This window comes from Stenotrophomonas sp. Ker107b (assembly GCF_053847245.1).
This window is the reverse complement of record NZ_JBSPHX010000001.1, coordinates 2175714-2201565: the sequence shown is the minus strand read 5'-3', so window position 1 is coordinate 2201565 and position 25852 is coordinate 2175714. Positions and strand designations below refer to the sequence as shown.

The window sequence follows — 25852 nt, the reverse complement described above, 5'->3', positions numbered from 1 at the left end:
TGGGTCGGTGCGCATGGGAACAACAACGGCTCGAGACCAACCCACAGCCGAAGCCATTGTCTTTGCTCGACTATCCGCCGACGGACAGTGTGGGGGGCGAGGCAGGCCATACCGTGGCGGGACCGTCGGGCGCCATGGATGGCGCATATCGAGCCCCCATGGATGGGTTTACGGCGCGTCCCGCCACGGTATGGCCTGCCTCGACCCAAACGGAAGAGCGAATAGCTGACAGCAGTGGTCGTTCCGCTTCAAACCTCGCACGACGCAAACAGATCCCGGTCACGTTCATACACCGACGTCTTGACCTGCATCAGCCCCAGCACCGACGGGAACAGATTGTCGTGATCGGTGTACTTGCCCGCGCGCTGCCGCACGCAGGCCAGGTTGAGCCCACGGTTGGCCGCGAAGGACGGCGAGAACCACATCGTCATCGGCACGTGGGTCTGCTCCTGCGGCGCGATCGCATACGGTACGCCGTGCAGATACAGGCCCTTTTCGCCGAGCGATTCACCGTGGTCGGAGAGGTAGATCATCGCCGTGTCGTAGTCGTCCATGCCCTTCAGCGTGCCGATCGTGCGCGAGAGCAGGTGATCGGTGTACAGCAGCGCATTGTCGTAACTGTTGGTGATCTGCTCGCGACTGCACTTGCCCAGATCCGGCGTGTCGCAGGTCGGCGTGAAGCGACGGAAGCGCGCCGGATAGCGCTCGAAATAGCTCGGGCCGTGGTTGCCCAGCTGGTGCAGCACCACCACGCGGTCGCCCGGCCTGGCGCGGACCTGGGTGGCCAGATCGTCGATCAGGATCTCGTCCATGCAACGCCCGTTGGCGCACAGGGTCGGGTGCTTGGCATCGTCCAGTGCCTGCATTTCCAGACCCTCGCACACGCCCTTGCAGCCGGACTGGTTGTCGCGCCACACCGTGCTGATGCCCGCGTGGTCCAGCACGTGCAGCAATGACTGGTGCGCGCGGATCTTCGTTTCGTCGTAGTCATGCCGCCCATACGGCGAGAACAGGCAGGGCAGGGAGACCTCGGTACTGGTGCCGCATGAGTGCATGTCGGGGAAGTTGATCACCCCGGCCTGGGCCAGTTCCGGCGTGGTCTGCCTGGCATAGCCGTTGAGGCCCCAGTTCTGCGCGCGTGCGGTCTCGCCCATCACGATCACCAGCAGGCGCGGGCGGCCGCCTGGCGCACGTGGGGTCGCTTTGGCATCCATGCCGATCGGCAGCTTGGGAGCGCGCTGGATCGGATTGTCGCCGCGCAGCGCCTTGGGCAGTCCGAGCAGGACGTTGCCGGGCGTGGCCAGGTAGCGCACTTCGCGCTGGTTGCGCATCAGCGATGACATTTCCTGAAAGGACAGCATCGCCCCGCCGAAGGCGATCAGTGCCGACAGCAGCAGGAAACCGAGGCGCCACAGCAGCGCGCTGCCCAGCGTGCGTCGGCGCAGCTGCACGCGCCACAGCAGCAGCATGGGAGCGAAGGCCAACAGCAGCAGCGGCAGGATCAGCGTAGGCGTGATCAGCTCGCCGCTTTCCTTGTGATCGGTCGCCAGCACGTTGCGCAGCATGTCCGCATCCAGATAGATGTGGTAACTGCTCATGTAGTGCGCGGCCAGTGCGGTGCCGATCAGCAGCACGCTGATCACGACTTTGGCATTCCAGCGCCAGACCAGCAGGCCCATCAACAGACTGTGCGCGCCGACCAGGAACAGCAGCAGCGAGAGCGCGAAGCGGACGCTGCCCGGGTGGGTCGCCATCGCGCTGTGCCAGAACAGCCCATTGCAGGCCAGCGCGAAGAACACGCTGGTGAGCAGGATCAAGGTCTCGGTGGTGCACTGCGGGCGCCAGGCGCGCAAGGCAGCCAGCGCCGGGAAGCGTGTAGTACGCGGGAGGGTGGCGCTCATGCCGCGTCTCCCTGCCCACTGACCGGCACCGTGCGGCGTTCGTGCAGCCGGATGCGTTCAACCAGCAGGTACAGGCCCAGCGCTACCGCCCAGCAGGTGGCCAGTGTCCACAGATCATGCGACAGGAAATGCGCGCCACGCAGTTGCTGCGAGAACCCGAACACGCCGCCGGTCAGCAGGCCGACCGCCAGGCCGCGCCAGCGCCAGGCGGGTCGCACCATCAAAGCGAAGAAGTACAGACTGACCCACGCAAAACCCGCGCTGGAGTGCCCCCCGGGGAAGCACACCCCGCGCGGCATGCCCGGTGGCCGTGTGGCGAACAGGCCGATGAACCCGCGGGTGCCGCCGTAGCGGGTGAGATCCCACGGGCAGTCCATGTTGGTCAGTGACTTGAGCAGCGAGACCAGACCGGTCCCCAGCGCCACCGCCAGCACCAGATACAGCAGCGGCCAGCGCCACGCGACGGCGCGCTCACTGCGCCAGGCGTGGAAGCACAGCACGATGGCCACGAGCGCCGCCACACTGCTGGCCCATTTGCCGGCCTGATGGATCAGGTGAGTGGTGAACCAGGCGTTCTGCAGCGCCCACTGCTGCCCCTCCAGGCGATACCACTGGTCGGCCAGCCACTGGTCGCCCCCGGCGCCCATCAGCGCAGCGCTGGCGAGCAGGGTCAACGCCAGCGGAACCCATAGGTGGTCGCGGAGGAAGTGCGGCGTGGCTGTCGCCACTGGCGTGGAGGAAAGGGCAACGGTGGACGCTGGGAACATGGACAAAGGGGCCGGCGGGAGATTCCGGCGCCATGGTCGTCAGCGGGGTGTCGGAGAGCGGTCGGAGCGATGTTGCCCGTCGGTTAAGCGCGGCCCATTGTTCAGTCTTCTTCGTCCTGCCCGGTGTCGCTGGCCGTCACTGCGGCATGGCAGTCCGCTCGCCACGCGCTGCCCGGGAACAGCAGCCAGCGGTTGCGGTTGGCGCTGCCGATCTCGATCACCGCCGAGGGATCCACGCACGGGCTGATCGCCTCATCAAGCACCAGCAGCCAGCGCTGTGCTGGCGCCTGCGCCAGCCACGGGCCGGCGGCCTGCCATTGCTGCTCCCACGGCGTCTTGAAACCGAAATCGGTGACGGGGCGGTCGGCCTGCAGCAGGTTCTGCTCGCGCCAGGCGACCACGCCCAGTTCGGCATCCGGCCCGATCCGAGCGCCCACGCGCTGCATCACGGCCGAGGCGGAGCTGTACGGGTCCAGGGTCGGCATCAGCACCCAGCCGTACAGATTCCACAGCAGGAACGACGTCGCCACCACCAGCACGCCGACACGGCGTTGCCGCCACCACAGTGCCAAGGCCAGCAGCACCACGCCGAAGGCGAGCAGCCAGCCGCCGAGCACCGGCAGCAGCGAGTCGGGCATCGCGCGCCGCGCCAACTGCGCGTGCGCCCAGTCGCTGCCGCCCAACAGCTGGGTACCCATGTACAGCGCAGCAGCGCCGAGGACGACGACATACCCCCACAGCAGCCAGCGGAGCCAGGCCCGGCGCAGCAGCCCGGGCAGCAGCGGTGCGGCGGCCAGGCACAGCGCAGGCAGCATCGGGAAGATGTATACCTCGCGCTTGCCTGGGCTGGCGCTGAAGAAGACCAGCACCAGCACGGCCCAACCCAGCAGCAGCCACCAGCGCCCATCCAGGCGGGTGAGGCGGCGCCACCACGCCGGGATCAGCGCCGGCAGCAGCAAACTGCCGGGCAGCCACAAGGTCGCCATTACCTGCAGGTAGTACCAGGCCGGCTTCACGTGGTGCCAGGCGTTCGCGTAGCGGGTGCCGGTCTGCTTGAACAGCAGTTCGCGTGCATAGGCGTGCAGGGCGGGATCGGTCGCGTTGAGCAGGGCGATGCCCAGCGGTGCCAGCCAGACTGCGGTGCCGAGCAGGAAGGCCGGCAGCAGCCACCACAGATCGCGCGCGGTGCCTGGCGGCAGCGCCGTGCCACGGGTGCGCCAGCGCCACAGGGCAAATGGCACCAGCACCAGCAGCGGCAGGAAGCCCACGCCCTTGGTGACCGTGCCCAGCCCGGCGGCGAAGCCGGCCAGCCACAGCACCGGCCGGTTGCGGCGCTCCAGCAGGTGGCGCAGCAGCCCCCACAGCGAGAGGGTCGTCATCGCCACCAGCACCATGTCGATCTGCGCGCGTTTGGCCATCAGGCCGAACTGCAGGCAGCTGAACAAGGCGAGCATCGCCCACCAGCCGATGCGTCGGGTCCACAGGCGTCGGCCGAGGTCCCAGGTCAGCCACAGCGTGAGCAGCGCGGCCAGCAGCGAGGGGACCAGAAAGGCGAGGGCCCAGCCGTCGAACAGCTGATGGCTGGCCGCCTGCATCCACATGAAGACCGGCGGCTTTTCCGCATACAGCTCGCTGCCACGATGGGGCAGCAGCCATTGGCCGGACTCGACCATGGCCCGTGCTGCGAGCACGAAACGCGGTTCATCGGGCGGGGAGGGCTGGCGCAGGCCGATGCCGGCGGCCAGTGCCAGCAGCAGGGCTAGGCAGACCAGCACGCGCGGCCACCGCCGCAGGAAGAAGGAGTCAGGCACGCGCAGGCTCGTCGGCAAAACAGCCACTGTCTCCCCGACAGCGTAGGAAAAGCGTCGTAACCACCCCATTGCGACCGGATTCCGACATGGTTGCCGCTACCATGCGCTCAACCGGTCACGAGAGTCTCCCATGCGGCTGCTGGTCATTGAAGACAACCGTCAGCTGGTTGCCAATCTATTCGATTATTTCGAGGCGCGGGGCCATGTGCTCGATGTCGCGCCCGACGGGGTGACCGGCCTGCACCTGGCCGTGTCGCAGCCCTATGACGCGCTGATCCTGGACTGGATGCTGCCGCGCATGGAAGGCCCGGAAGTGCTGCGACGGCTGCGCGCCGACCACGGTTCGGAAGTGCCGGTGATCATGCTGACCGCACGCGATGAACTGCCGGACAAGATCGCCGGCTTCCGTGCCGGCGCCGATGACTATCTGACCAAGCCCTTCGCACTGCCCGAGCTGGAAGTGCGCCTGGAAGCATTGATGGTGCGGGCCAAGGGACGCAACCCGCGCAAGGTGCTGGAAGTGGCAGACCTCAAGCTCGACCTGGCGACGCTGGAAGCGCATCGCGACGGCAAGGTGCTGCATCTGTACCCGGCCTGCCGCAAGCTGCTGGAAGTGCTGATGCGGGCCAGCCCTGGCGCGGTCACTCGCCAGCAGCTGGAGTTCGCGCTATGGGGCGACGAGTTGCCTGATGGCGATCTGCTGCGCTCGCATGTCTACGAGCTGCGTCGCAGCGTGGATGGCCCGTTCCAGCAGAAGTTGATCCATACCTTGCCGCGGGTTGGTTACCGCTTGGGTGTGTCGGCTGCGGACAGTGCAGATGACGCGGCATAAGCGCACGCCAACGCCAGCACCGATGCACCGGCGCATGGTCTGGTGGTTGCTGGGCTACCTGGCGCTGATCTCGCTGGCGGTGTTCAGCGTGGGCAACTACGTGCACGAACACGCCGAGCACTCGGCATGGCGCGCGCTGCTCAACTCCGAGCTGGACAGCATCGTCAACCACATCGAGCACGAGCCGCATTACCGCTGGCAGGATTCGGACACGCTGCGGTTGTTCTACCTCAACGGCAGCCCGACGGTGCCGGAAAGCCTGCGCACGTTGCATCCAGGGTTGCATGACGGTGTGGAGGTCAACGGGCGTGCCAGCGCGGTGATGGTCCGCGAAACCGCGCAGCTGGGGCGGCTGGCGCTGGTGCTGGACATCAACGATTTTCACGAGCTGGAACAGTTCGCCACGCGCTGGGTGCTGCTGGCCGGCGTGCTGATGATCATCGTCACCGTGTTGATGGCGTCCTTCGGCGTCGGTCGGCTGGTACGGCCACTGAGCTCGCTGGCCAAACGCATCGACGACCTGCACCCGGGGGTGCCCGGGCAGCGGGTGGAGGTGGACCCGCGCGCCAGCTCCGAGCTGTACGTGATCGCCAATGCGTTGAACGACTATCTGGCGCGCAACGAACAGTTCGTTGAACGCGAGCGGATCTTCATCAGCACGGCCAGCCATGAACTACGCACCCCGATCGCGGTGATCACCGGGGCCGCCGAGCTTGCGCTGGGCCAGCCGGAGATTCCCGACCGCGCCCGCCAGCAGATGCAGCGTGTGCATCGCACGGCCCAAGGCGTGGAGCAGCTGATCCAGCTGCTGCTGGTGCTGGCGCGCGACCCGGCACGGCTGGCGGCACTGGGCGAGCGTATTCCGCTCGATCTGCTGGTGCCGGACATCATTGAAGACCATCGTCACCTGATGGGCGATAAGGACCTGCACATCGAGATCGATGGTCTGGCGCGGGTGGATATCGTCGCGCCACTGGGCGTGGTCCAGGCGGCGATCGGCAATCTGCTGCGCAACGCGATCGAGAACAGCGGCCGCGGCACCATCCACATCCAGGTGTCCGATCAGGCGGTGGTGACCCTGCAGGATCCCGGGCTGGGCATGAGTCCGGAAGAAATCGCCGCCGTGCACGCGCGCATGGCACGGGGTGACCGCAATGAGCAGAGCGGGATCGGGCTGGAGCTGATCGCCCGGCTCTGTGAACACCTGGGCTGGGCGCTGAAGATCGCACCCTGCGTGCCACGCGGAACCTGTGTGATTCTCGATCTCGGTGCCTCGTTGCCGGATGCCAACGCGCGTCCGTCGCTGCCTGCGACGTAATCATCCCGCGCGCTGCGCTGCAAAGTGTGGCGTCGTGAAGACAATGTTAAGCTCCGGAGGCGCCGCTCTATGCGGCGCTTTTTTTTTATCCCTTCGATCGACAGAGGATGGCGTGATGCCGACCGAACCCAGTACTGCCCTGATCACCAATGACATTGTCGGCCTCGGCCTGATCGCCGCTACCCTTGCCGTGATCTTCTGGGCCGCCAGCGGCCCGACCCCGATCCTCAAGAAGATTTTCGCGTGGGTGCCGGCCCTGCTGCTGTGCTACTTCATCCCGGCCATCTACAACACCGCCGGCCTCATCGATGGCCACAACACCTCGCTCTACAACCCGATCGCGCGTGACGTGCTGCTGCCCGCCGCGCTGGTGCTGCTGACGCTTTCGATCGACCTGAAAGGCATCATGAAGCTGGGCCCGAAGCTGCTGGTGGTGTTCTGCGCCGGCACGCTGGGCATCATTCTCGGTGCGATCGTGTCGTTCCAGGCGATGTCCTGGATCCACCCGGCCACGGTGGCTGGCGATACCTGGAAGGGCATGGCCGCATTGGCCGGCAGCTGGATCGGCGGCGGTGCCAACATGGTGGCGATGCGTGAAGTGTTCGGCACGGATGCGACCACCTTCGGCCAGTTCGCCGTGGTCGATGTGGCCTGCGCGAGCCTGTGGATGGCGGTGCTGTTGTTCCTGGCCAACCGCGCCCAGCAGATCGACACGCGCAATGGCGCCGATACCCGCGCCATCGATGAGATGAAGGCGCGGATTTCCGCCTACGAGGCGCAGAACGCGCGGATCCCCAGCCTGACCGACCTGATGGTGATCGTCGGCGTGGCGCTGGGCGGCGTCGGCCTGGCGCATGCCATTGCGGCGCCGCTGAGCGGCTGGTTCAAAGCCAATGTGAGCTGGGCCAGTCAGTTCAGCCTGGACAGTGCGTTCGTCTGGGTGGTGCTGTTGTCCACGGCGCTCGGCCTGGGCCTGAGCTTCACCCGTGCGCGGCGGCTGGAGTCGGCCGGTGCTTCGCGCCTGGGCACGCTGTTCCTGTATTTCCTGATCGCCTGCATCGGCATGCAGATGGACCTGCTCTCGCTGCTCGATCGTCCGTGGCTGTTCGCGCTCGGCGCGATCTGGATGCTGACCCACATCCTGGTGCTGTGGATCGCCGCCAAACTGCTGCGTGCGCCGCTGTTCTTCTTCGCGATCGGCTCGCAGGGCAATATCGGTGCAGCGGCATCGGCCCCCGTGGTCGCCGCCGCGTTCCATCCGTCGCTGGCGCCGGTTGGCGTGCTGCTGGGCACTGTGGGCTATGCCACCGGTACCGGCCTGGCGTATGTGACCGGGCTGATCCTGAAATGGATGGCGGGCGCGTAAGCGCGCGCCACGTTGTCGACTCCCGGGGCGGCCTTGATGGCCGCCTCTTTTTTTGGGCGGCGATGACCCGCTGAACGGCATGCGTCTGGGACCCAGGTCACGCGCCGGTGTCAGAAATGGCTGCATGCGACACGAACTGTGAAAGGCGTACGGAATCGTGCTGGCACCGCCGCGTAAGGTCCGGCGGCATGCACTGTGCTGTGCGCCGAACGCGCATGGCATGGATCTTTTGTCGACGGCAGTCGACACCTATCAGGAAGCACGATGAAGACGAAAGACGTGTTGATGTCGGTGATCACCGCCGGCGTACTGATGTTCGCTTCTGTAGTGTCCGTAAAGGCGGCCCCGGGCGAGCAAGGGGGGGTGCACGCCGTGGCCGATGCAAGTGCACGCGATGTGGCTGTGTGGCTCGGGCAGCCGGCACGGGCCGGCGCCCTCGTCGATGCGCTGGCGGCGCACCCCGGGCGCGGGCTGCCGTTGACCGCGGTCTTGGCCGAGAGCGATCCGGGTGGGAACAGCCTGGCGTCGCGGATGCTGTCCGAACGCGATGATTTGGTCCGCCGGTACAAGGGCCTGCCGGCCGCAGAGCGCGGTTTGCTGCAGGTCCGCAGCTTCGTGCCTGCCGGGCAGACGCTGAGCGCAGTGGCGCCTGCCGATCTCTGGGTGGCAGTGTTGCCCAAGGGAGATGACCGCACCTGGACCTCCCTGGTGGCCTACGACCGGCACGGGCGTCAGCATCTGCTGGACGCGCAGGTAGCCCCGACCTTCCCGGTATTGATCGTGGACATCGATACCGGGCAGGCGGTCCAGGAAGGCATGGCCCTGATCAATGCCGGGTTGCAGGCGAGGGGACTGCAGTCGGCCGACCGGCTCACGGTGGCCGCCGATGGAGCGACCTCCCTGGATGTCACCCGGCTCGACCGTATCCGCCTGGCCGATGACGGCGAGCCATGGGCGTTGGGCGGCGCGGAAGTGTTCGCCGTGGTGTCCGGGCTGCAGACAGGCAAGGCAGAGCCGGAGATGGCCACGGTGTCACTGCCGTACCTGGACCATGACAAGACCGATTACACCCCGGGCCAAGCCTTTGTGATCTGGGGCAACTACCGGTTCGACACCGCCAACGTGCAACTGTTCGAAGACGATGGCGACACCAACTACAAAGACCTGCTGATCGCCCTCACCGAAGGCGTGAAGCTGGCGCTGGGCGCCTTCGCCCCGGAGTACGCGGTGATTGCCGATATCGGCGGTGCGATCCTCAAGGCCATGCCGAGCGGCTGGTTCACCAACGATACCGACTACCTGGACAGCTTCTATCTGCTCCAGCGCGGTCAGACCTATACCGGACGGATGGGCGCGGCGAACAATGCACAGGTAACGTTGAGCCCCCTCACGCTCCAGTAGCGCCGGGCGGCTACCCCTGATGCCTGTCGCAGGCAGTGGCAAACGCGACCCGACAAAAAACGGCGGCGCTTTCGCGCCGCCGTTTTTGAGTGCATCCGCTACCAGAGGTCAGCAGCAGCGTCCCCCGTTCTTGCCGCTGTAACGCGCCTCCTGGCGCTCGCGGAAGAACGTCTTGTAGTCCATCGGCACACGGTCGGGGTGTTTTTCCAGCACATGCCGGACGTAGTTGTCGTAGTCGGGAATGCCGCAGCACAGCCGTGCGGTCTGCACCAGGCGCCGCCAGATGCGGCGGTGGGCCTGGTACTGACCGGCGGGGACGAGTTCAGTACTCATCACAGGTCCGCCATCTGGTGCGGCTCAAGCGCCACGTACGGGGTTTCCTTGTCGGTCCGCTGCGGCGTGCGGCGGGCCATGAAGATGGTCTTGATCGCGTAGAACAGGATCGAGAACACCACGAACAGGAACAGCACGGTCAGGCCGGTGTTGACGTAGGCGTTGACCACGATCTGATGCATCTGGCCGACGGTCTTGGCCGGTGCGGTCAGCGTGCCGCTGGCGATCGCATCCTGGTACTTGTGGGCCTGGGCCAGGAAGCCCTGGGCCGGGTTCTTGTCGAAGATCTTGATCAGGCCCGCATACGTGGTGCAGATCAGCAGCCACACCGCCGGCACGCCGGTCACCCAGGCGAAGCGGTCACGCTTCATCTTGAACAGCACCACGGTGCCGAGCATCAGCGCGATACCGGCCAGCATCTGGTTGGAGATGCCGAACAGCGGCCACAGCGTCTGGATGCCACCGAAGGGATCCACCACACCCGTGTAGAGCAGGTAGCCCCACAGCGCCACGCAACCGGCGGTGGCGATGATGTTGGCGGTCCATGATTCGGTCTTCTTCAGCGCCGGGATGAAGTTGCCCAGCAGGTCCTGCAGCATGAAGCGACCAGCACGGGTACCGGCGTCGACCGCGGTGAGGATGAACAATGCTTCGAACAGGATCGCGAAGTGGTACCAGAACGCCATCATCGCGTTGCTGCCGCTCGGGATCGCCTCGTGCAGGATCTGCGCGATACCCACCGCCAGCGTCGGTGCGCCACCGGCGCGGTGCAGGATGGTCGGCTCGCCGATCGCCGCTGCGGTGGCCTCCAGCTGTTCGGGGGTGATGATGAAGCCCCACGTATTGCTGATGTAGGCCGCAGCGGAGACCGCATCCGGGCCGATCACGGCGGCCGGTGCGTTCATGGCGAAGTAGATGCCCGGATCGATGATCGAGGCGGCCACCAGCGCCATCACCGCGACGAACGATTCCATCAGCATGCCGCCGTAGCCGATGTAGCGCATGTGGCGCTCATTGGCGAGCAGCTTGGGCGTGGTGCCCGAGGCGATCAGGGCATGGAAACCGGAGACCGCGCCGCAGGCGATGGTGATGAACAGGAACGGGAACATCCCGCCTTTCCAGACCGGGCCGTCGCCACTGGCGGCGAACTGGGTCAGGGCCGGCATCTTCAGTTCCGGCATGACGATCAGGATGCCGATCGCCAGCGCCACGATGGTGCCGATCTTGAGGAAGGTGGACAGGTAATCGCGCGGGGCCAGCAGCAGCCACACCGGCAGCACCGAGGCGACGAAGCCGTAGCCGATCAGCATCCAGGTGATCTGGATGCCGGTGAAGGTGAAGGCCGGGCCCCAGACCGGATCGGCGGCGACCTTGCCACCGAACCAGATCGCGGCCAACAGCAGGATCAGGCCGACCACGGAGATCTCGCCGATCTTGCCCGGGCGGATGTAGCGCATGTACACGCCCATCAGGATCGCGATCGGCATGGTCGCGATGACCGTGAACATGCCCCACGGGCTCTCGGCCAGCGCCTTGACCACCACCATCGCCAGCACCGCCAGGATGATGATCATGATCAGGAAGGCACCGAACAAGGCAATGGTGCCAGGCACCGGCCCCATTTCCTCGCGCACCAGGTCACCCAGCGAGCGGCCGTTGCGGCGGCTGGAGAGGAACAGGATCATGAAATCCTGTACCGCACCGGCCACGACCACGCCCACCACCAGCCAGAGCAGGCCGGGCAGGTAGCCCATCTGCGCGGCCAGCACCGGGCCGACCAGCGGGCCTGCACCGGCGATGGCGGCGAAGTGGTGGCCAAACAGGACGTGCTTGTTGGTCGGGACGTAATCCAGGCCATCGTTGTTGATCACCGCGGGCGTGGCCCGGGTCGGATCGAGCTGCATCACCTTGTCGGCGATGAACAGGCTGTAGAAGCGATACGCGATGAGATAGATGGAGACCGCAGCGACGACGATCCACAGCGCATTGATGGGTTCACCGCGGCGCAGTGCGACGGTGCCTAGACAGAATGCGCCAAGCAGTGCGATGACTGCCCAACCCAGTTTCGAAAAGCCTTTCATGAGATTGCGTCTCCCTGGAGATCGTCGTAAGAGTCCGCCTTGGCACTGACGGGGTCAATGCAATGGCGGGGGCTTGCCGCTAGTACTTTGGTCGTAGGGTGGGTGTGGCGCGTGCCTGTGCACGTCGCCGGAACATCACGCTTGGAACAATCGGTTGCGGGCATGACCGTTGGCCGGGGGGACGCCTGCGCCCATCTTGTACCCAGTTTCCTCAGTCTGGAGTCACCATGAGCAGCCCAACCCCGGTGCGCGTGCTGCGCACCATCCGTGGCATGGCCACCTCCGATGGCGCCGGCGTGCGCCTGACGCGGGTGATTGGTGGCCCCTCGCTGCCCGATCTGGATCCGTTCCTGCTGCTGGATGAATTCGGCACGGACCGCGCCGAGGACTACATCGCCGGCTTCCCCAGCCATCCGCACCGTGGGTTCGAGACCGTGACCTACATGCTCGACGGACGCATGCGGCACAAGGACAACCACGGCAACGAGGGCCTGCTCACGCCGGGCAGCGTGCAATGGATGACGGCGGGCCGCGGTCTCATCCACTCGGAGATGCCCGAGCAGGAATCCGGGCAGATGCGTGGTTTCCAGCTGTGGGTGAACCTGCCGGCGCGCGACAAGATGACGGACCCGAAGTACCAGGAGTTCGCGCCGGACCACATCCCGGTGACCGTGCCGGCCGACGGCGTGCAGGTCAAGGTGATCGCCGGCCAGGTCGGTGACACCGTGGGGCCGATCGTGCAGCCGGCCACCGATCCGGTGTACCTGGACATCACTCTGGATGCGCGCGCGGGCTGGAGCTACACGCTGCCGGACGGCCACAATGCCTTCGCGTACGTGTTCGACGGGGGCCTGGAGATCGGCGAAGGAGACGATGCGCGCGCCGTGGCCAAGCAGGAAATGGCGGTGCTGGGCGGCGGTGAGCAGCTGACCCTGCGCGCAGGCGACACCGGTGCGCGCCTGATTCTGGTGGCGGGCCGCCCGCTGCGTGAGCCGGTGATGCGCCACGGGCCGTTCGTGATGAACACCAAGCAGGAGCTGATGCAGGCCTTCGTGGATTTCCAGGAAGGTCGCTTCTGAGGCACGGGGGCACCGCTCGCTGGCCGGCCAGCGCATGACACCTGACAGTGTGGGAGGCGCCGGCCAGCGGCCGGCGCTACCGTGGATGACGGGATGAGTGCGGTGCACCGTCCCGGCCTCGACCTCAGCGCCCGGCGGCGACAGCCGAGGGCGTCAGGCTCATCCCCTGCGCCAGCGTTTGCAGCGAACCCAGTTCGCTCTTGTCGCCGGCGTACAGCGCAATCTGCGCGAAACGGTTCTTGTCGAACTTCACCACCGTGATCCGGCGCGTCTCATAGCCCGGCGGTTTCTGTCCACCCAGGTCGGGCTGGTACCAGTACAGCGTTTCACCGGCGAAGCTGCCTTTTTCCTGGCGTAGCGAGCGGTTCAACGGCAGCTCGGGATTGCGGGCGCTCAAGGTCAGGCTGAGCACTTCGCGCCCATCGGCGGCGGTGGCCTTGCACAGGATGAAGTCGCGCTGGGCGAGCTCCTGCCATTGCAGGCCGCTGCTGGCGGGCAGGGACGGACATTCGCTGGTCGATTGCGCCGCAACGGCGCCGGCAGTGACCAGCAGACACACACATACGACAGCGCGCAGGACGTTCATGGTTCCCCCAAGGTCGATGATCGCGTCCGTCGCTGGCAGGCATTCCGGTGGCCGTCGACAACCCAGGCCGTGGTGGCGCATTCCCCGCGCGCGTACCGGATCACTCGCTGCCGCCAGTGTCGGACGAGTGATCGGGACCTTAACGGAATGTGACTCAGTGTACAAATAACGGTTTCAGGTGAACCTTTCTGCGCCGACGCCGGGCGGTTCGGGGACCGCCCGGCCAACCGTCAGCGGGGCGCGGCGCCCATCCATTTGTAGACGATGCCGCCGATCAGGCCGCCCAGCAGCGGTGCCAGCCAGAACAGCCACAGCTGGCTGAGCGCGCCGCTGCCGGCGAACAGCGCCACGGCGGTGGAGCGCGCCGGATTGACCGAGGTATTGGTGACCGGAATGCTGATCAGATGGATCAACGTCAGCGCCAGGCCGATCGCGATCGGGGCGAAGCCGGCTGGCGCGTTGCCGTGGGTCGCGCCCATGATCACGATCAGGAAGAACGCGGTGAGCACCACTTCACACAGGAAGGCGGCGGCGACGCTGTAGCCGCCCGGTGAGAGGGCGCCGTAGCCATTGCTCGCGAACGTGCCGGCCTGGCTGCCATCGATCTGGAAACCCGGCGCTCCGGAGGCGATCTGCAGCAGGATGAAACCGGCCAGCGCGCCACCCAGCACCTGCGCCACGATGTAGGGAAGCAGGTCACGGGCGGGGAAACGGCCGCCGGCCCACAGACCGACACTGACCGCTGGATTGAAGTGCGCGCCGGAGACGTGCCCGAACGCGTAAGCGCCGGTCAGCACGGTCAGGCCGAAGGCCAGCGCCACGCCCAGAAAGCCGATCCCCAGCGGATTGCCATCGCCACCGAAGTTGGCGGCCAGTACCGCGCTGCCACACCCGCCCAACACCAGCCAGAACGTGCCCAGGAACTCGGCGGCCAGACGTTTGCCCATGCTCATCGACGTGCTCCAACGTTATGCCCGGGGTGGGCAGGCGCACCGTAGCTGAATCGGGGTTCATCGGGGTGACGGTCGCGTCAACAGCCGACGAACGGTTGTCCGCCGGGGTGTCGGCTCAGTACGCAGGCAGCGGAATGAACTCTTTATCGTCGCCCGGAATCGTGCCGAAGCGACCGGCTTCCCAGTCGTGCTTGGCCTGTTCGATCCGTTCGGTGGAGCTGGAGACGAAGTTCCACCAGAGGTGGCGCGGGCCGTCGAGCGGTTCGCCACCCATCAGCATCGCCTTGATCGGGGTCTTGGCGCGCAGGCGGCCGCGTGCACCGGGTTCGGGAATGATCAGGTGCTGGGCGGGAACGTCCACGCCGTCGAGCTGGGCCTGGCCTTCGAGGATGTAGAGCGAGCGTTCGGCGTGGCCGGTATCCAGGTCGATTTCCGCATCGGCGTCGAGATCGATGGCCACGTTGAGGGTATCGGCGAACACCTTGACCGGGGATTCTTCGCCGTACGCGCGGCCGGCGATGACGCGCAGCCAGGCACCGTTGCGGCGCTGCTGGGGCAGGGTCGCGGCCGCGTGGTGGTAGAACGCGGGGTCGGTTTCTTCGACATCCTTTGGCAGCGCCAGCCAGGTCTGCATGCCGTGCAGCGGGTGGTCGTGTTCGCGTTCGACGGCAGGCGTGCGTTCGGAGTGGGCGATGCCTCGGCCGGCGGTCATCCAGTTGACGTCGCCGGGGCGGATGACCTGGTCCGAGCCGAGGGTATCGCGGTGGCCGATGGCGCCGGACCACAGGAAGGTGACGGTGGCCAGGCCGATATGCGGGTGCGGGCGCACGTCGATTCCGGTGCCGGGGGAAAGCACGGCCGGGCCCATCTGGTCGACGAATACGAACGGACCGACGCTGCGCGCCTGCAGGGTCGGCACGGCGCGGCGGACCTGCAGGCCACCGATGTCATGGATGCGGGGGGCGATGATGGTCGTCATGCGGGCGGTCTCGCTGGCGGGGACAGAGCGGGAGGATCGCATGCGGGGTATGGGGGTGGGAGGCCTGTATCGGTAACAGGGTGTTCTGGTTTCACGCGCGAGCGGACACAAACAACAACGCCAGCGTGCGCTGGCGTTGTTGCGATGCTCAGATCACCGGTTCGCGCAGTACCGGCGAGTCCCAGCCCGGGCGCGGGGCGAAACGGTCGCCGTAGCGCTGCTGCAGCACCTTGAGGCGCTCGACCAGGGCATCGGCGCCGGTGGCGCGGATGTACTGGATCGGGCCGCCGCGGAACGGGGCGAAGCCGGTGCCGAAGATCACGCCGGCATCGAGCAGGTCGGCGTCGGCGACGACGCCGTCGTGCAGGCAGGCCACCGCTTCGTTGAGCAGCGGCAGGATCAGCCGGTCTTCCAGATCGGCCGGGACCTCGTCGTTGGCGGGGACGTCCGGCTTCTGGGCGCGGCCGTTCTCCCACTTGTACAGGCCCTGGCCGTCCTTCTTGCCACGCTTGCCCTGTTCCACGGTCGCCAGGGCGGCCGGTACCTGCAGGCCGAGGAACGGCGCCAGTTCCTTGCCGACGCCGGCGGCCACATCCAGGCCGACGGTGTCCAGCAGTTCGATCGGGCCCATCGGCATGCCGAACTTGACGGCGGCCTTGTCCAGCACCGGTCCCGGCACGCCTTCGGCATACGCGGTGGCCGCTTCAAGCATGTACGGGAACAGCACGCGGTTGACCAGGAAGCCGGGGGTGCCGGCGACCGGCACCGGGAACTTGCCCAGCGCCTTGCAGAAGGAGGCCAGGCGGCGCTCGGTCTCCGGCGCCATGCCGTCGTGATGGATGATTTCCACCAACGGCATCTGCGCGACCGGATTGAAGTAATGCAGGCCGGCAAACTGCGCCGGGCGCTGGATGTGGTCGCGCAGTTCGTCCAGCGGGATCGAGGAGGTGTTGGTGGTCAGCAGCGCATCGGCCTTCATCCTCGGCTCCAGCGACTGGTACAGCTCGCGCTTGGCCTCCGGGTTTTCGATGATGGCTTCGATCACCAGATCGGCCTGGGCCACGCCCTCGCCAGCGAGGTCGGCTTTCAGGCGCGCGGCCACGGCCGGGCGCTTGCTGTCGTCCCTCACCCGCTTGGCGAACAGCGCCTGCGCGCGTTCCATGGCCGGGTCGATGAAGCGCTGCTCGCGATCCTGCAGGGTCACGTTGAAGCCTTTGTAAGCCGACCATGCCGCGATGTCGCCGCCCATCACGCCGGCGCCGACCACGTGCACGTGCTGGATGCCGTGGTCCTTGCCGCCCAGAGCCTTCAGGCGTTCGGTCAGGAAGAAGATGCGGATCAGGTTGCGTGCGGTCGGGGTGCCGGCCAGCTTCACCACCGCGCGGCGTTCGGCATCCAGACGGGTCTGGATCGGGCTGCCACCGGTGCGTGCCCAGGTGTTGATCAGCGCGTAGGGAGCGGGGTAATGCTCCTTGCGCGCCTTGCGGGCGACCTGCTTGGCCATCTGCGGAGCGAGCACCTTGCGCGCCAGCCAGGTGTTGGTGATCCAGGCGGTCGCGCGTTGCTTGAACGGGCGGGTGGTGCCCTTCAGCGCGAGCGACACCGCGGTATCGAGCAGCACGGCCGGTGCGACGACCTTGTCGACCAGGCCGATATTGCGCGCGGCCGAGGCCGACAGATTGCGGCCGGTCAGCATCATGTCCATCGCCGCCGGGGCGCCCACCAGCTGCGGCAGGCGCGAACTGCCGCCCCAACCCGGGAAGATGCCCAGCTGGGTTTCCGGCAGGCCGATGCGGGTGGAGGCATCGTTGGAGGCCACGCGGTAACGGCAGGCCAGGGCCAGCTCGGTGCCGCCGCCCAGGCAGTGACCATGGATCGCCGCGACGGTCGGGCAGGGCAGTTCGGCCAGCTTCTGGTAGGTGCTCTGGCCACGGCGGATCGCGTCATTGACGGTGCCGCGTCGGTCGAATTCCTGGAATTCCTTCAGGTCCGCCCCGGCGATGAAGCCGGCGGCCTTGATCGACTGGATCACCACCGCCTTGGGCGGGTCCATCGCGATCCGCTCGATCAGGTCGCCCAGCTCGAGCAGCACGTCCTGCGACATGGCATTGACGCTGCTGTCGTGGCGGTCGAGGCTGAGCACGACGACGCCATCGTCACGGATCTGCGGGTGCCAATGCGAGAAGCGGAGCCCATCGAAGCCTGAGAGCATGGGAACGTTCCATCCGGTTGTGTATGGAGAAGGGGGCTATGATCCAGAGGTTGTTTCCTCCCCGTCAAATCCCTATAGCTGGGGGAGAGAAGCCGTCGATCCATTGCCTGGATCGGAAACCTTAACGGAACGGTGGTTAAAAGCTGGTGCGGCGCGGTGTGATCGAGCGCTGAACTTTTCCCGGGATTGGCAGTCTCATTGCCCGACGTCGGTTGGGCTGACAGGAGTGCGGCCCCCCATGGCCGAGGTTGAAACACCACAGGAGCTGGACCTGGAGCTGGTCCGACGTGTGCAGCGTGGCGAAAGCGCGGCGTTCGATGTCCTGGTGCGCAAGTACCAGCATCGGATCATTGCGTTGATCGGGCGCTACATCGCGGACTGGAGTGAATGTCAGGACGTGGCCCAGGACACTTTCGTCCGCGCGTATCGCGCGATCGGCAGTTTCCGTGGCGACGCCCAGTTCTATACCTGGCTGCACAGGATCGCCGTGAACACTGCCAAGAACCATCTCGCCGCCCACAACCGCCGCCCGCCCACCGATGACATCGAGATCGGGGACGCCGAACAGTTCGACAGCGGCACGCGCCTGCGCGACACCGACACGCCCGAACGCGAGTTGATGCGCCAGGAGCTGGAGCAGACGGTGATGAAGGCGGTGTCGGCGCTGCCTGAAGAGCTGCGGTCGGCCATCACCATGCGCGAGGTGGACGGCCTGAGTTACGACGAAATCGCGCAGAAGATGGGGTGCCCGATCGGCACCGTGCGCTCGCGGATCTTCCGTGCCCGCGAGGCGATCGACACTGAACTTCGGCCGCTGCTCGATGTGGGCAGCGCCACCCGCGAGAAGAGCCGCGCATGAGCCACGATATGTCCAATGATGCTTCCCGGGGCGCGTCCCCCGATAAATTCGACGCCCATTACCGGCAGCAGCTGTCCTCGTTGATCGATGGCGAGCTGTCAGCCGATGAAGCGCGTTTCATGCTGCGCCGGCTGGAACACGATGAGTCCTTGTCCAGCTGCAACGAACGCTGGCAGATGCTGGGCGATGCGTTGCGCGGGCAGGCCTGCGCACCGGCGCCGGTCGATTTCGCCGAGCGGGTCCGCGTTTCCGTGGCCGCTGAGCCGGCACCCGCGATGCAGGCCAATGTCGAGCGCAGCCAGGACCGCAAGGAACGCCGTGGCGGCTGGCGTCGTTGGGGCGGTGGCGCGGCACTGGCCGCGTCCGTCGCGGCCGTGGCGATGTTCATGACCCGCGAGCAGCTGCCGGACCCGGCAGCGCTGGACGCGCCGACCACCATCATCGCCAGCCAGGCCGAGCTGCCGCCCGCGCCCGCGCCGGCGACCGAAGCCTCTGCCGCCGAGCAGGCGCTGGCGGTAGCGGCGGTTCCGGCTGCCGCCGTGGCGGCCGCCAGCCGCCGCCAGGACGTGGCCAATGCGCGCCGCGCCAGTGCCACCCGCACCCAGCAGGCGGCACGCAGCGCTGCCGAGCGCAGTGCCGAGCCGCAGCGTGCGGTCGCCAGCCAGGCGCCGCTGACGCCGGCCGTACCGGCGGCCGCCGCGCGGCAGTTCCCGTTCGGTGAGGTCGGCAACCTGCAGGCCAAGCCCTGGCCGCGCTCCAGTCTGGCCCCGGCCGCAGGTGGCGCGCTCAATGCGAGCTTCTCCACGCAGGCCCCGCAGGCGGCGTTCTATCCGTTCGAGCCGCGTCTGCAGGAGTCCGCCGAGTCGGCTGAACCCGTCCGCCGGCACCGCGACTGAGCATCGTCGCCCTGACGTTCCGCTCCGGCCTGTGCGCCGGAGCGTTTCCCCCCGCTTTGTTCCCTGACCCGGAGGTTCGTGTCTGATGACCGCCCGTATCCGTACCCATGCCCTGGCGCTGATCGCCATGACCCTGCCGCTGGTGGCCTGCGCTCAGTCGCCCTCGCCATCGCCTGCGACTCCAGCGGCACCGGCCGCCGCCGCACCACGGGCGCCTGCGCCGCAACTGGTCAGTGGCCTGCCGGACTTCACCAACCTGGTCGAACAGGTCGGGCCGGGCGTGGTCAATGTCGAAACCACCATCGTGCGCAGCAACCGCCAGGCCCGGACCATGGGCCCGGGCGGCGACGATGAAATGCCCGAGTTCTTCCGCCGCTTCTTCGGCCCGGACTTCCAGATGCCGGGGCAGGGCCCCGGTGGCCAGGACGACAGCCCGCGCATCCAGGGCCGTGGCATGGGGTCGGGCTTCATCATCTCGGCAGATGGCTATGTGCTGACCAACTATCACGTGGTCGCCGACGCCAGCGAAGTGAAGGTCAAGCTCGGCGACCGCCGCGAGTTCACCGCCAAGGTGATCGGCAGCGATCAGCAGTACGACGTTGCGCTGCTCAAGATCGACGGCAAGAATCTGCCGACCGTCCGTGTGGGGGATTCCAACACCCTCAAGCCGGGCCAGTGGGTCGTCGCGATCGGTTCGCCGTTCGGTCTGGATCATTCGGTCACCGCCGGCGTGGTCAGCGCGGTCGGCCGCAGCACCGGTGGCGCCGATCAACGCTACGTCCCCTTCATCCAGACCGACGTGGCGATCAATCAGGGCAATTCCGGTGGCCCGCTGCTCAATACCCGTGGTGAAGTGGTCGGCATCAACTCGCAGATCTTCTCCGCCTCCGGCGGCTACATGGGCATCAGCTTCGCGATCCCGATCGACCTGGCCATGGGCGCGGTCGAACAGATCAAGAAGACTGGCCGGGTCAGTCGCGGCCAGCTGGGGGCCATGGTCGGGGCCGTCACGGCCGATGTCGCGCAGGGCTTCAAGCTGCCCGACAGCCGGGGCGCGTTGGTGAACCAGCTGGTTCCCGGCAGCGCCGCAGCCAAGTCCGGCCTGGAGGTCGGTGACGTCATCCGGTCCGTGAACGGCACGCCGATCAACGTGTCCAGCGACCTGCCGCCGCTGATTGGTGCCCTGCCGCCGGGAACCAAGGTGCGCATCGTCGTGCTGCGTGAGGGGAAGGAACGTGAGATCACCGCCACGCTGACCGAGTTGGCCGAGGACGCCGAACGCGGCAACGCGCCCCAGACGGCCGACGCGGCCAAGCCGGAAACCGGCGCCAATGCCCTGCTGGGTCTGGAAGTGGCCGATCTGACCGCGCCGCAACGCCAGCAGCTGGGCTTGGCCTCGGGCGAGGGCGTGCGCATCACCCGGGTCACCGGTCAGTCGGCACGGGACGCCCGCCTGTCCCAGGGCATGGTGGTGCTGCAGGTGGGCCGGACGCCGGTGGGCAGTGTGGCCGCGCTGAACAAGGCGCTGGCCGGCTACAGCAAGGGCGATGTGGTCATGCTGCTGGTCCGCGCCAATGGCAACAGCGCCTTCGTGCCGGTGAAGGCTGGGCAGTAAGCCCCGCCCCGCCTGCGTTTCCGGGCCCGCTTCGGCGGGCCCGGTCGTTTCTGGCGGGCCGATCACGCCAATCGCGGGCGGCCGCACGCGGGACCGGGCCGGCCATGCGATAATCCGCAGTCATCCTGACGACGCGACGCGCCGCCGCCACCTATGTCTTCTGATTCGATGCGGTTCATCCGCAACTTCTCCATCATCGCCCACGTCGACCACGGCAAGTCCACGCTGGCCGATCGCATCATCCAGCTTTGCGGCGGCCTCCAGGCCCGTGAGATGGAGGCGCAGGTGCTCGACTCGAACCCGATCGAGCGCGAGCGTGGCATCACCATCAAGGCCCAGTCGGTCTCGTTGCCGTATGTCGCCAAAGACGGCCATACCTACCACCTGAACTTCATCGACACCCCCGGGCATGTCGACTTCTCCTATGAAGTCAGCCGCTCGCTGGCCGCCTGCGAAGGCGCGCTGCTGGTGGTCGATGCGGCCCAGGGCGTGGAAGCGCAGTCCGTCGCCAACTGCTACACCGCCGTCGAACAGGGGCTGGAAGTGGTGCCGGTGATCAACAAGATCGACCTGCCCACCGCCGACATCGACCGTGCCAAGGCCGAGATCGAGGCCGTGATCGGCATCGATGCCACCGATGCGGTGGCGGTCAGTGCCAAGACCGGACTGAACGTGGGCGACGTGCTGGAGGCGATCGTGCATCGCATTCCGCCGCCGGTGCCGCGCGATACCGACAAGCTGCAGGCGCTGATCATCGACTCGTGGTTCGATAATTACCTCGGCGTGGTCTCGCTGGTGCGCGTGATGCAGGGCCAGATCAAGGCCGGCGACAAGCTGCAGGTGATGTCCACCGGCCGCAATCACCAGGTCGACAACGTCGGCGTGTTCACCCCCAAGCGCAAGGTGCTGCCGGCACTGAACGCCGGTGAGGTGGGCTGGGTGACGGCCAGCATCAAGGACGTGCACGGTGCGCCGGTCGGTGACACCCTGACCCTGGCCGCCGATCCGGCCGCCAAGCCGCTGCCGGGCTTCCAGGAAATGCAGCCGCGCGTGTTCGCCGGCCTGTTCCCGGTCGATGCCGAGGATTACCCGGACCTGCGCGAAGCGCTGGACAAGCTGCGCCTGAACGATGCCGCGCTGCGTTTCGAGCCGGAAAGCTCCGAGGCGATGGGCTTTGGCTTCCGCTGCGGCTTCCTGGGCATGCTGCACATGGAAATCGTGCAGGAGCGCCTGGAGCGCGAGTACAACCTGGACCTGATCAGCACCGCGCCGACCGTCGTCTATGAAGTGCTCAAGACCGACGGCAGCATCATCAACATGGACAACCCGGCCAAGCTGCCGCCGGTGAACATGGTCGATGAGATCCGCGAGCCGATCATCCGCGCCAACGTGCTCACGCCCGAGGAGTACATCGGCAACATCATCAAGCTGTGCGAAGAAAAGCGCGGCAGCCAGATCGGCATCAACTACCTGGGCAGCCAGGTGCAGATCAGCTACGAGCTGCCGATGGCCGAGGTGGTGCTGGACTTCTTCGACAAGCTCAAGTCGGTCAGCCGTGGCTATGCCTCGCTGGACTATCACTTCGTGCGCTTCGATGCCGGCCCGTTCGTCCGCGTGGACGTGCTGATCAATGGCGACAAGGTCGATGCGCTGTCGCTGATCGTGCACCGCAGCCATGCCGACCGCCGCGGCCGCGAGCTGTGCGAGAAGATGAAGGAACTGATCCCGCGCCAGCAGTTCGACGTGGCCATCCAGGCCGCCGTCGGCTCGCAGATCATCTCGCGCACCACGGTCAAGGCCATGCGCAAGAACGTGCTGGCCAAGTGCTATGGTGGCGACGTTTCGCGCAAGAAGAAGCTGCTCGAAAAGCAGAAGGAAGGCAAGAAGCGCATGAAGCAGGTCGGCCGCGTGGAAATCCCGCAGGAAGCCTTCCTGGCCGTGCTGCAGATGGACAAGTAAGGCCGGATGGCTTTCCCGGCAGCGGCAGGCGGCACCGGATCGGTGTCGCCGGACGCGCAGGGGCACACCACACCGCTGCAATCGTTCCCAAGGACACTGCATGAAATTGTTTGAGCTCCTCCTGGTCGTACTGACGCTGGCCTCGGGCCTGATCCTGCTGGGCGAGAAGCTGTACTTCGCCAAGCGCCGCGCCCAGCGTGCCGGCCTGCTGGATACCGAGCCGGTGATGGTCGATTACGCACGGGCGTTCTTCCCGGTGCTGGCGATCGTGCTGGTGGTGCGCAGCTTCATCGCCGAGCCGTACAAGATCCCGTCCAGCTCGATGATGCCCAACCTGCTGATCGGCGATTTCATCCTGGTCAACAAGTTCTCCTACGGCCTGCGCCTGCCGCTGAACAACGCCAAGGTGGTGCCGTTCGGCGAGCCCAAGCGCGGCGATGTGGTGGTGTTCCATTTCCCGGGCCATTCGGACAACGATCCGGCCAAGGGCGAGAACTTCATCAAGCGCGTGATCGGCGTGCCGGGTGACCAGATCGAATTCCAGGGCAACGGCCTGATCCTCAACGGCGAGCCGGTCACGTACGACAACAAGGGCCTGTACGCCGGTCACAACGGCCAGGGCGAGGGCAGTTCGCTGCTGGTCGAGCACCTGCCGGGCCGCACCCACACCGTGCTCGAGACCGATTACGCACGCGGGCAGGGCCAGTGGACCGTGCCGGCCGGCAAGTACCTGGTCATGGGCGACAACCGCGACAATAGTGACGACGGCCGCTTCTGGGGCCTGCTGCCGGAGGAGAATCTCCGTGGCAAGGCCTTCCTGATCTGGCTGAACTGCTCGGGCTGGTTCTGCAAGGACGGTTTTGAACCGTCCCGGATCGGTACGGCCATCCATTGATTCATGGCACACGCGTATCTGGGGAGAAACGCAATGAAGAGCATGACATCGCAGCGCGGCATCACCTTGACCTCGTTCCTGGTGGTGCTGATCGTGGTCGCCTTCGGCCTGTACATCGGCATGAAGCTGTTCCCGATGTACCAGGAGTACTACGCCGTACGTTCGGCGATGAAAAGCCTGGCCAAGGAACCCGGCGTGGGCAACATGGAGCCGCGCCGCGTGCAGGACATGTTCTTCAAGCGCCTGTACATCAATTACTCCGAGAACGTGAAGCCCGCCAACGTGAAGTTTGATCGCATCGATGGCGGCTGGAACATGAAGGTCTACTACGAAGTGCGCCGTGAACTGATCGGCAATCTGGACGTAGTGGGCAAATTTGATTCAAACCAGGAATTGACCCGTAGCGGTGCCGACTAAGACCTTCCAACGCGGTGACCTGATTGGTCACGCCTTCAACGATCCGGGCCTGCTCAAGCAGGCCTTGACGCATCGCAGCGCCGGCTCGCCCAACAACGAGCGGCTGGAATTCCTCGGCGACAGCATCGTCAACATGATGGTCGCCCAGGCGCTGTACGAACGCTGGCCCAAGGCTGACGAAGGCGCGCTGACCCGCGCCCGCGCCGAGCTGGTGCGCGAAGGCGCGCTGGCAGTGATCGCGCGTGAGCTGCAGCTGGGCGATCGCCTGATCCTGGGCCCCGGCGAGATGAAGACCGGCGGCCACCGCCGCGACTCCATCCTGGCCGATGCGCTGGAAGCAGTGGTCGCAGCGATCTACCTCGATGCCGGTTTTGCCGTCTGCCAGACCGTGGTGCTGCCGTGGTTCCTGGCCTCGATGCAGGCCCTGCCGGCCACCGGCAAGCCCGAGAAAGACCCCAAGACCCGCCTGCAGGAATGGCTGCAGGCCCGACAGAAGGCGCTGCCGCTGTATGAGCTGGTGTCAGAATCGGGTGACGATCACGCCAAGACCTTCCGGGTACGCTGCGGCGTAACCGACCCCGCTGTCAGCACCGAAGGCGAAGGTGCCTCGCGACGGCTGGCCGAACAACAAGCGGCTGCGGCCGCCCTTGAGCAACTGGATTCCAAGTGAACGAAGCAACCCCCCATCGTTCCGGCAGCGTGGCCGTCATCGGTCGCCCCAACGTCGGCAAATCCACCCTGACCAACGCCCTGGTGGGCGCCAAGGTCAGCATCGTCTCCAATCGCCCGCAGACCACGCGGCACCGGCTGCTGGGTATTGCCAGCTACCCGGAAGGCCAGATCGTGCTGGTCGATACCCCCGGCCTGCACCGCGCGCAGAAGCGCGCCATGAACCGGGTGATGAACCGCGCCGCGCGCGGCTCGCTCGAGGGCGTGGACGCCGGCATGCTGGTGATCGAGGCCGGCCGCTGGGATGACGAAGACACCCTGGCCTTCAACGTGCTCAGCGACTCGGGCATCCCGGTGGTGCTGGTGGTCAACAAGATCGACCGCCTGAAGGACAAGGGCGCCCTGTTGCCGTTCCTGCAGCAGGTCACCGAAGGCCGCACGTTCGCGGCGGTGCACCCGATCTCGGCGCAGAAGCGCAACGGCCTGGAATCGCTGGTCCGCGACCTGATGAAGCTGTTGCCGGAAGCCCCGCCGATGTTCGGCGAGGATGAGATCACCGACCGCAGCCAGCGCTTCCTGGCCGGTGAACTGGTCCGCGAGCAGTTGATGCGCCAGCTGGGCGAAGAGCTGCCGTATGCGACCACGGTCGAGATCGAGCGCTTCGTCGAAGACGGCAACCTGCTGCGCATTGGCGCGGTGATCTGGGTCGAACGCGAAGGCCAGAAGGCGATCGTGATCGGCAAGGCCGGCACCCGCCTGAAGGAAATCGGCGCCAAGTCGCGCCTGCAGATGGAGCGCCTGTTCGGTGCCAAGGTCTTCCTGGAAACCTGGGTGCGCGTGCGCGAAGGCTGGTCCGACGACGAAGCCGCGCTCAAGGCGTTCGGCTACGAATAAGCCGGCCATCCCGACCCCGGGCGGTTGAG

At 66.5% G+C, this 25852-nt stretch carries 22 protein-coding genes; 13 read left to right on the top strand and 9 right to left on the bottom strand.

Annotation, left to right across the window (positions count from 1 at the left end; all coding sequences use genetic code 11):
• Positions 1 to 248: 248 nt before the first annotated feature.
• From ACWV8V_RS10000 to ACWV8V_RS09990, 3 genes are all read right to left on the bottom strand, one after another.
• Positions 249 to 1901 (bottom strand): phosphoethanolamine transferase, encoded by a 1653-nt coding sequence (locus ACWV8V_RS10000; protein ID WP_455899582.1) that lies wholly within the window; start codon positions 1899 to 1901, stop codon positions 249 to 251.
• The gene (locus tag ACWV8V_RS09995; protein ID WP_455899581.1) at positions 1898 to 2668 is read right to left on the bottom strand and encodes a phosphatase PAP2 family protein; all 771 of its coding nucleotides are present in this window, start codon (positions 2666 to 2668) and stop codon (positions 1898 to 1900) included. The genes ACWV8V_RS10000 and ACWV8V_RS09995 overlap by 4 nt, the downstream gene beginning before the upstream one ends.
• Positions 2669 to 2769: 101 nt before the next feature.
• A complete protein-coding gene (locus ACWV8V_RS09990) occupies positions 2770 to 4479 on the bottom strand; it encodes a glycosyltransferase family 39 protein (protein WP_455899580.1) in 1710 nt (569 codons plus the stop codon).
• 130 nt (positions 4480 to 4609) lie between these two features.
• Here ACWV8V_RS09990 and ACWV8V_RS09985 point away from each other — a divergent pair, with 130 nt between their 5' ends.
• The 4 genes from ACWV8V_RS09985 (at position 4610) to ACWV8V_RS09970 (ending at position 9396) form a co-directional block, all read left to right on the top strand.
• The gene (locus ACWV8V_RS09985; protein WP_259259520.1) at positions 4610 to 5311 is read left to right on the top strand and encodes a response regulator transcription factor; all 702 of its coding nucleotides are present in this window, start codon (positions 4610 to 4612) and stop codon (positions 5309 to 5311) included.
• A complete protein-coding gene (locus ACWV8V_RS09980) occupies positions 5298 to 6629 on the top strand; it encodes a sensor histidine kinase (protein WP_455899579.1) in 1332 nt (443 codons plus the stop codon). Before ACWV8V_RS09985 ends, ACWV8V_RS09980 begins: the two co-directional genes overlap by 14 nt.
• 115 nt (positions 6630 to 6744) lie before the next feature.
• Complete coding sequence (locus ACWV8V_RS09975; protein ID WP_353085366.1) at positions 6745 to 7995, top strand: DUF819 family protein; 1251 nt, start codon at positions 6745 to 6747, stop codon at positions 7993 to 7995.
• Between the two features lie 264 nt (positions 7996 to 8259).
• Complete coding sequence (locus tag ACWV8V_RS09970; RefSeq protein WP_455899578.1) at positions 8260 to 9396, top strand: DUF3103 family protein; 1137 nt, start codon at positions 8260 to 8262, stop codon at positions 9394 to 9396.
• Positions 9397 to 9504: 108 nt separating this feature from the next.
• Here the strand turns inward: ACWV8V_RS09970 and ACWV8V_RS09965 are convergent, their stop codons facing one another.
• Positions 9505 to 9729 (bottom strand): YbdD/YjiX family protein, encoded by a 225-nt coding sequence (locus ACWV8V_RS09965; RefSeq protein WP_019183464.1) that lies wholly within the window; start codon positions 9727 to 9729, stop codon positions 9505 to 9507.
• Complete coding sequence (locus tag ACWV8V_RS09960; protein WP_455899577.1) at positions 9729 to 11810, bottom strand: carbon starvation CstA family protein; 2082 nt, start codon at positions 11808 to 11810, stop codon at positions 9729 to 9731. The genes ACWV8V_RS09965 and ACWV8V_RS09960 overlap by 1 nt, the downstream gene beginning before the upstream one ends.
• A gap of 227 nt (positions 11811 to 12037) precedes the next feature.
• On the opposite strand from ACWV8V_RS09960, the gene ACWV8V_RS09955 reads away from it, so the two are divergent.
• Entirely contained in the window at positions 12038 to 12889 is an 852-nt protein-coding gene (locus ACWV8V_RS09955) for a pirin family protein (protein WP_455899576.1), read from the top strand.
• Positions 12890 to 13013: 124 nt separating this feature from the next.
• On the opposite strand, the gene ACWV8V_RS09950 is transcribed toward ACWV8V_RS09955, so the two are convergent.
• The 4 genes from ACWV8V_RS09950 to ACWV8V_RS09935 form a co-directional block, all read right to left on the bottom strand.
• Complete coding sequence (locus ACWV8V_RS09950; protein ID WP_259259525.1) at positions 13014 to 13475, bottom strand: hypothetical protein; 462 nt, start codon at positions 13473 to 13475, stop codon at positions 13014 to 13016.
• Between the two features lie 230 nt (positions 13476 to 13705).
• Positions 13706 to 14428, bottom strand: a complete 723-nt coding sequence (aqpZ, locus tag ACWV8V_RS09945) for an aquaporin Z (protein ID WP_455899575.1) — start codon at positions 14426 to 14428, stop codon at positions 13706 to 13708.
• Positions 14429 to 14543: 115 nt separating this feature from the next.
• Positions 14544 to 15407 (bottom strand): pirin family protein, encoded by an 864-nt coding sequence (locus ACWV8V_RS09940; protein WP_455899574.1) that lies wholly within the window; start codon positions 15405 to 15407, stop codon positions 14544 to 14546.
• Between the two features lie 148 nt (positions 15408 to 15555).
• Positions 15556 to 17619, bottom strand: coding sequence for a 3-hydroxyacyl-CoA dehydrogenase NAD-binding domain-containing protein (locus ACWV8V_RS09935; RefSeq protein WP_455899573.1), 2064 nt, complete (start codon positions 17617 to 17619; stop codon positions 15556 to 15558).
• A 238-nt stretch (positions 17620 to 17857) separates the two neighbouring features.
• Between ACWV8V_RS09935 and rpoE the strand changes: the two genes are divergently transcribed.
• The 8 genes from rpoE to era all read left to right on the top strand — a co-directional run bounded on the left by rpoE (position 17858) and on the right by era (position 25823).
• Positions 17858 to 18478, top strand: coding sequence for an RNA polymerase sigma factor RpoE (gene rpoE, locus ACWV8V_RS09930; protein ID WP_123730518.1), 621 nt, complete (start codon positions 17858 to 17860; stop codon positions 18476 to 18478).
• Positions 18475 to 19374: a sigma-E factor negative regulatory protein gene (locus ACWV8V_RS09925; protein ID WP_455899572.1), complete on the top strand. Its 900-nt coding sequence runs from the start codon at positions 18475 to 18477 to the stop codon at positions 19372 to 19374. Before rpoE ends, ACWV8V_RS09925 begins: the two co-directional genes overlap by 4 nt.
• Before the next feature lie 85 nt (positions 19375 to 19459).
• Complete coding sequence (locus ACWV8V_RS09920) at positions 19460 to 20989, top strand: DegQ family serine endoprotease (RefSeq protein WP_455899571.1); 1530 nt, start codon at positions 19460 to 19462, stop codon at positions 20987 to 20989.
• Between the two features lie 168 nt (positions 20990 to 21157).
• Positions 21158 to 22948, top strand: coding sequence for a translation elongation factor 4 (lepA, locus tag ACWV8V_RS09915; RefSeq protein WP_184997305.1), 1791 nt, complete (start codon positions 21158 to 21160; stop codon positions 22946 to 22948).
• 100 nt (positions 22949 to 23048) lie between these two features.
• Positions 23049 to 23843, top strand: coding sequence for a signal peptidase I (gene lepB, locus ACWV8V_RS09910; RefSeq protein ID WP_259259532.1), 795 nt, complete (start codon positions 23049 to 23051; stop codon positions 23841 to 23843).
• A gap of 33 nt (positions 23844 to 23876) precedes the next feature.
• The gene (locus tag ACWV8V_RS09905) at positions 23877 to 24260 is read left to right on the top strand and encodes a DUF4845 domain-containing protein (protein WP_259259533.1); all 384 of its coding nucleotides are present in this window, start codon (positions 23877 to 23879) and stop codon (positions 24258 to 24260) included.
• Positions 24250 to 24930 carry a ribonuclease III gene (gene rnc / locus ACWV8V_RS09900; RefSeq protein WP_259259534.1) on the top strand — a complete coding sequence of 227 codons (681 nt, stop codon included), beginning with the start codon at positions 24250 to 24252 and terminating at the stop codon, positions 24928 to 24930. The genes ACWV8V_RS09905 and rnc overlap by 11 nt, the downstream gene beginning before the upstream one ends.
• Positions 24927 to 25823 carry a GTPase Era gene (gene era, locus ACWV8V_RS09895; protein WP_121038751.1) on the top strand — a complete coding sequence of 299 codons (897 nt, stop codon included), beginning with the start codon at positions 24927 to 24929 and terminating at the stop codon, positions 25821 to 25823. The genes rnc and era overlap by 4 nt, the downstream gene beginning before the upstream one ends.
• The last annotated feature ends 29 nt before the right edge of the window (positions 25824 to 25852 follow it).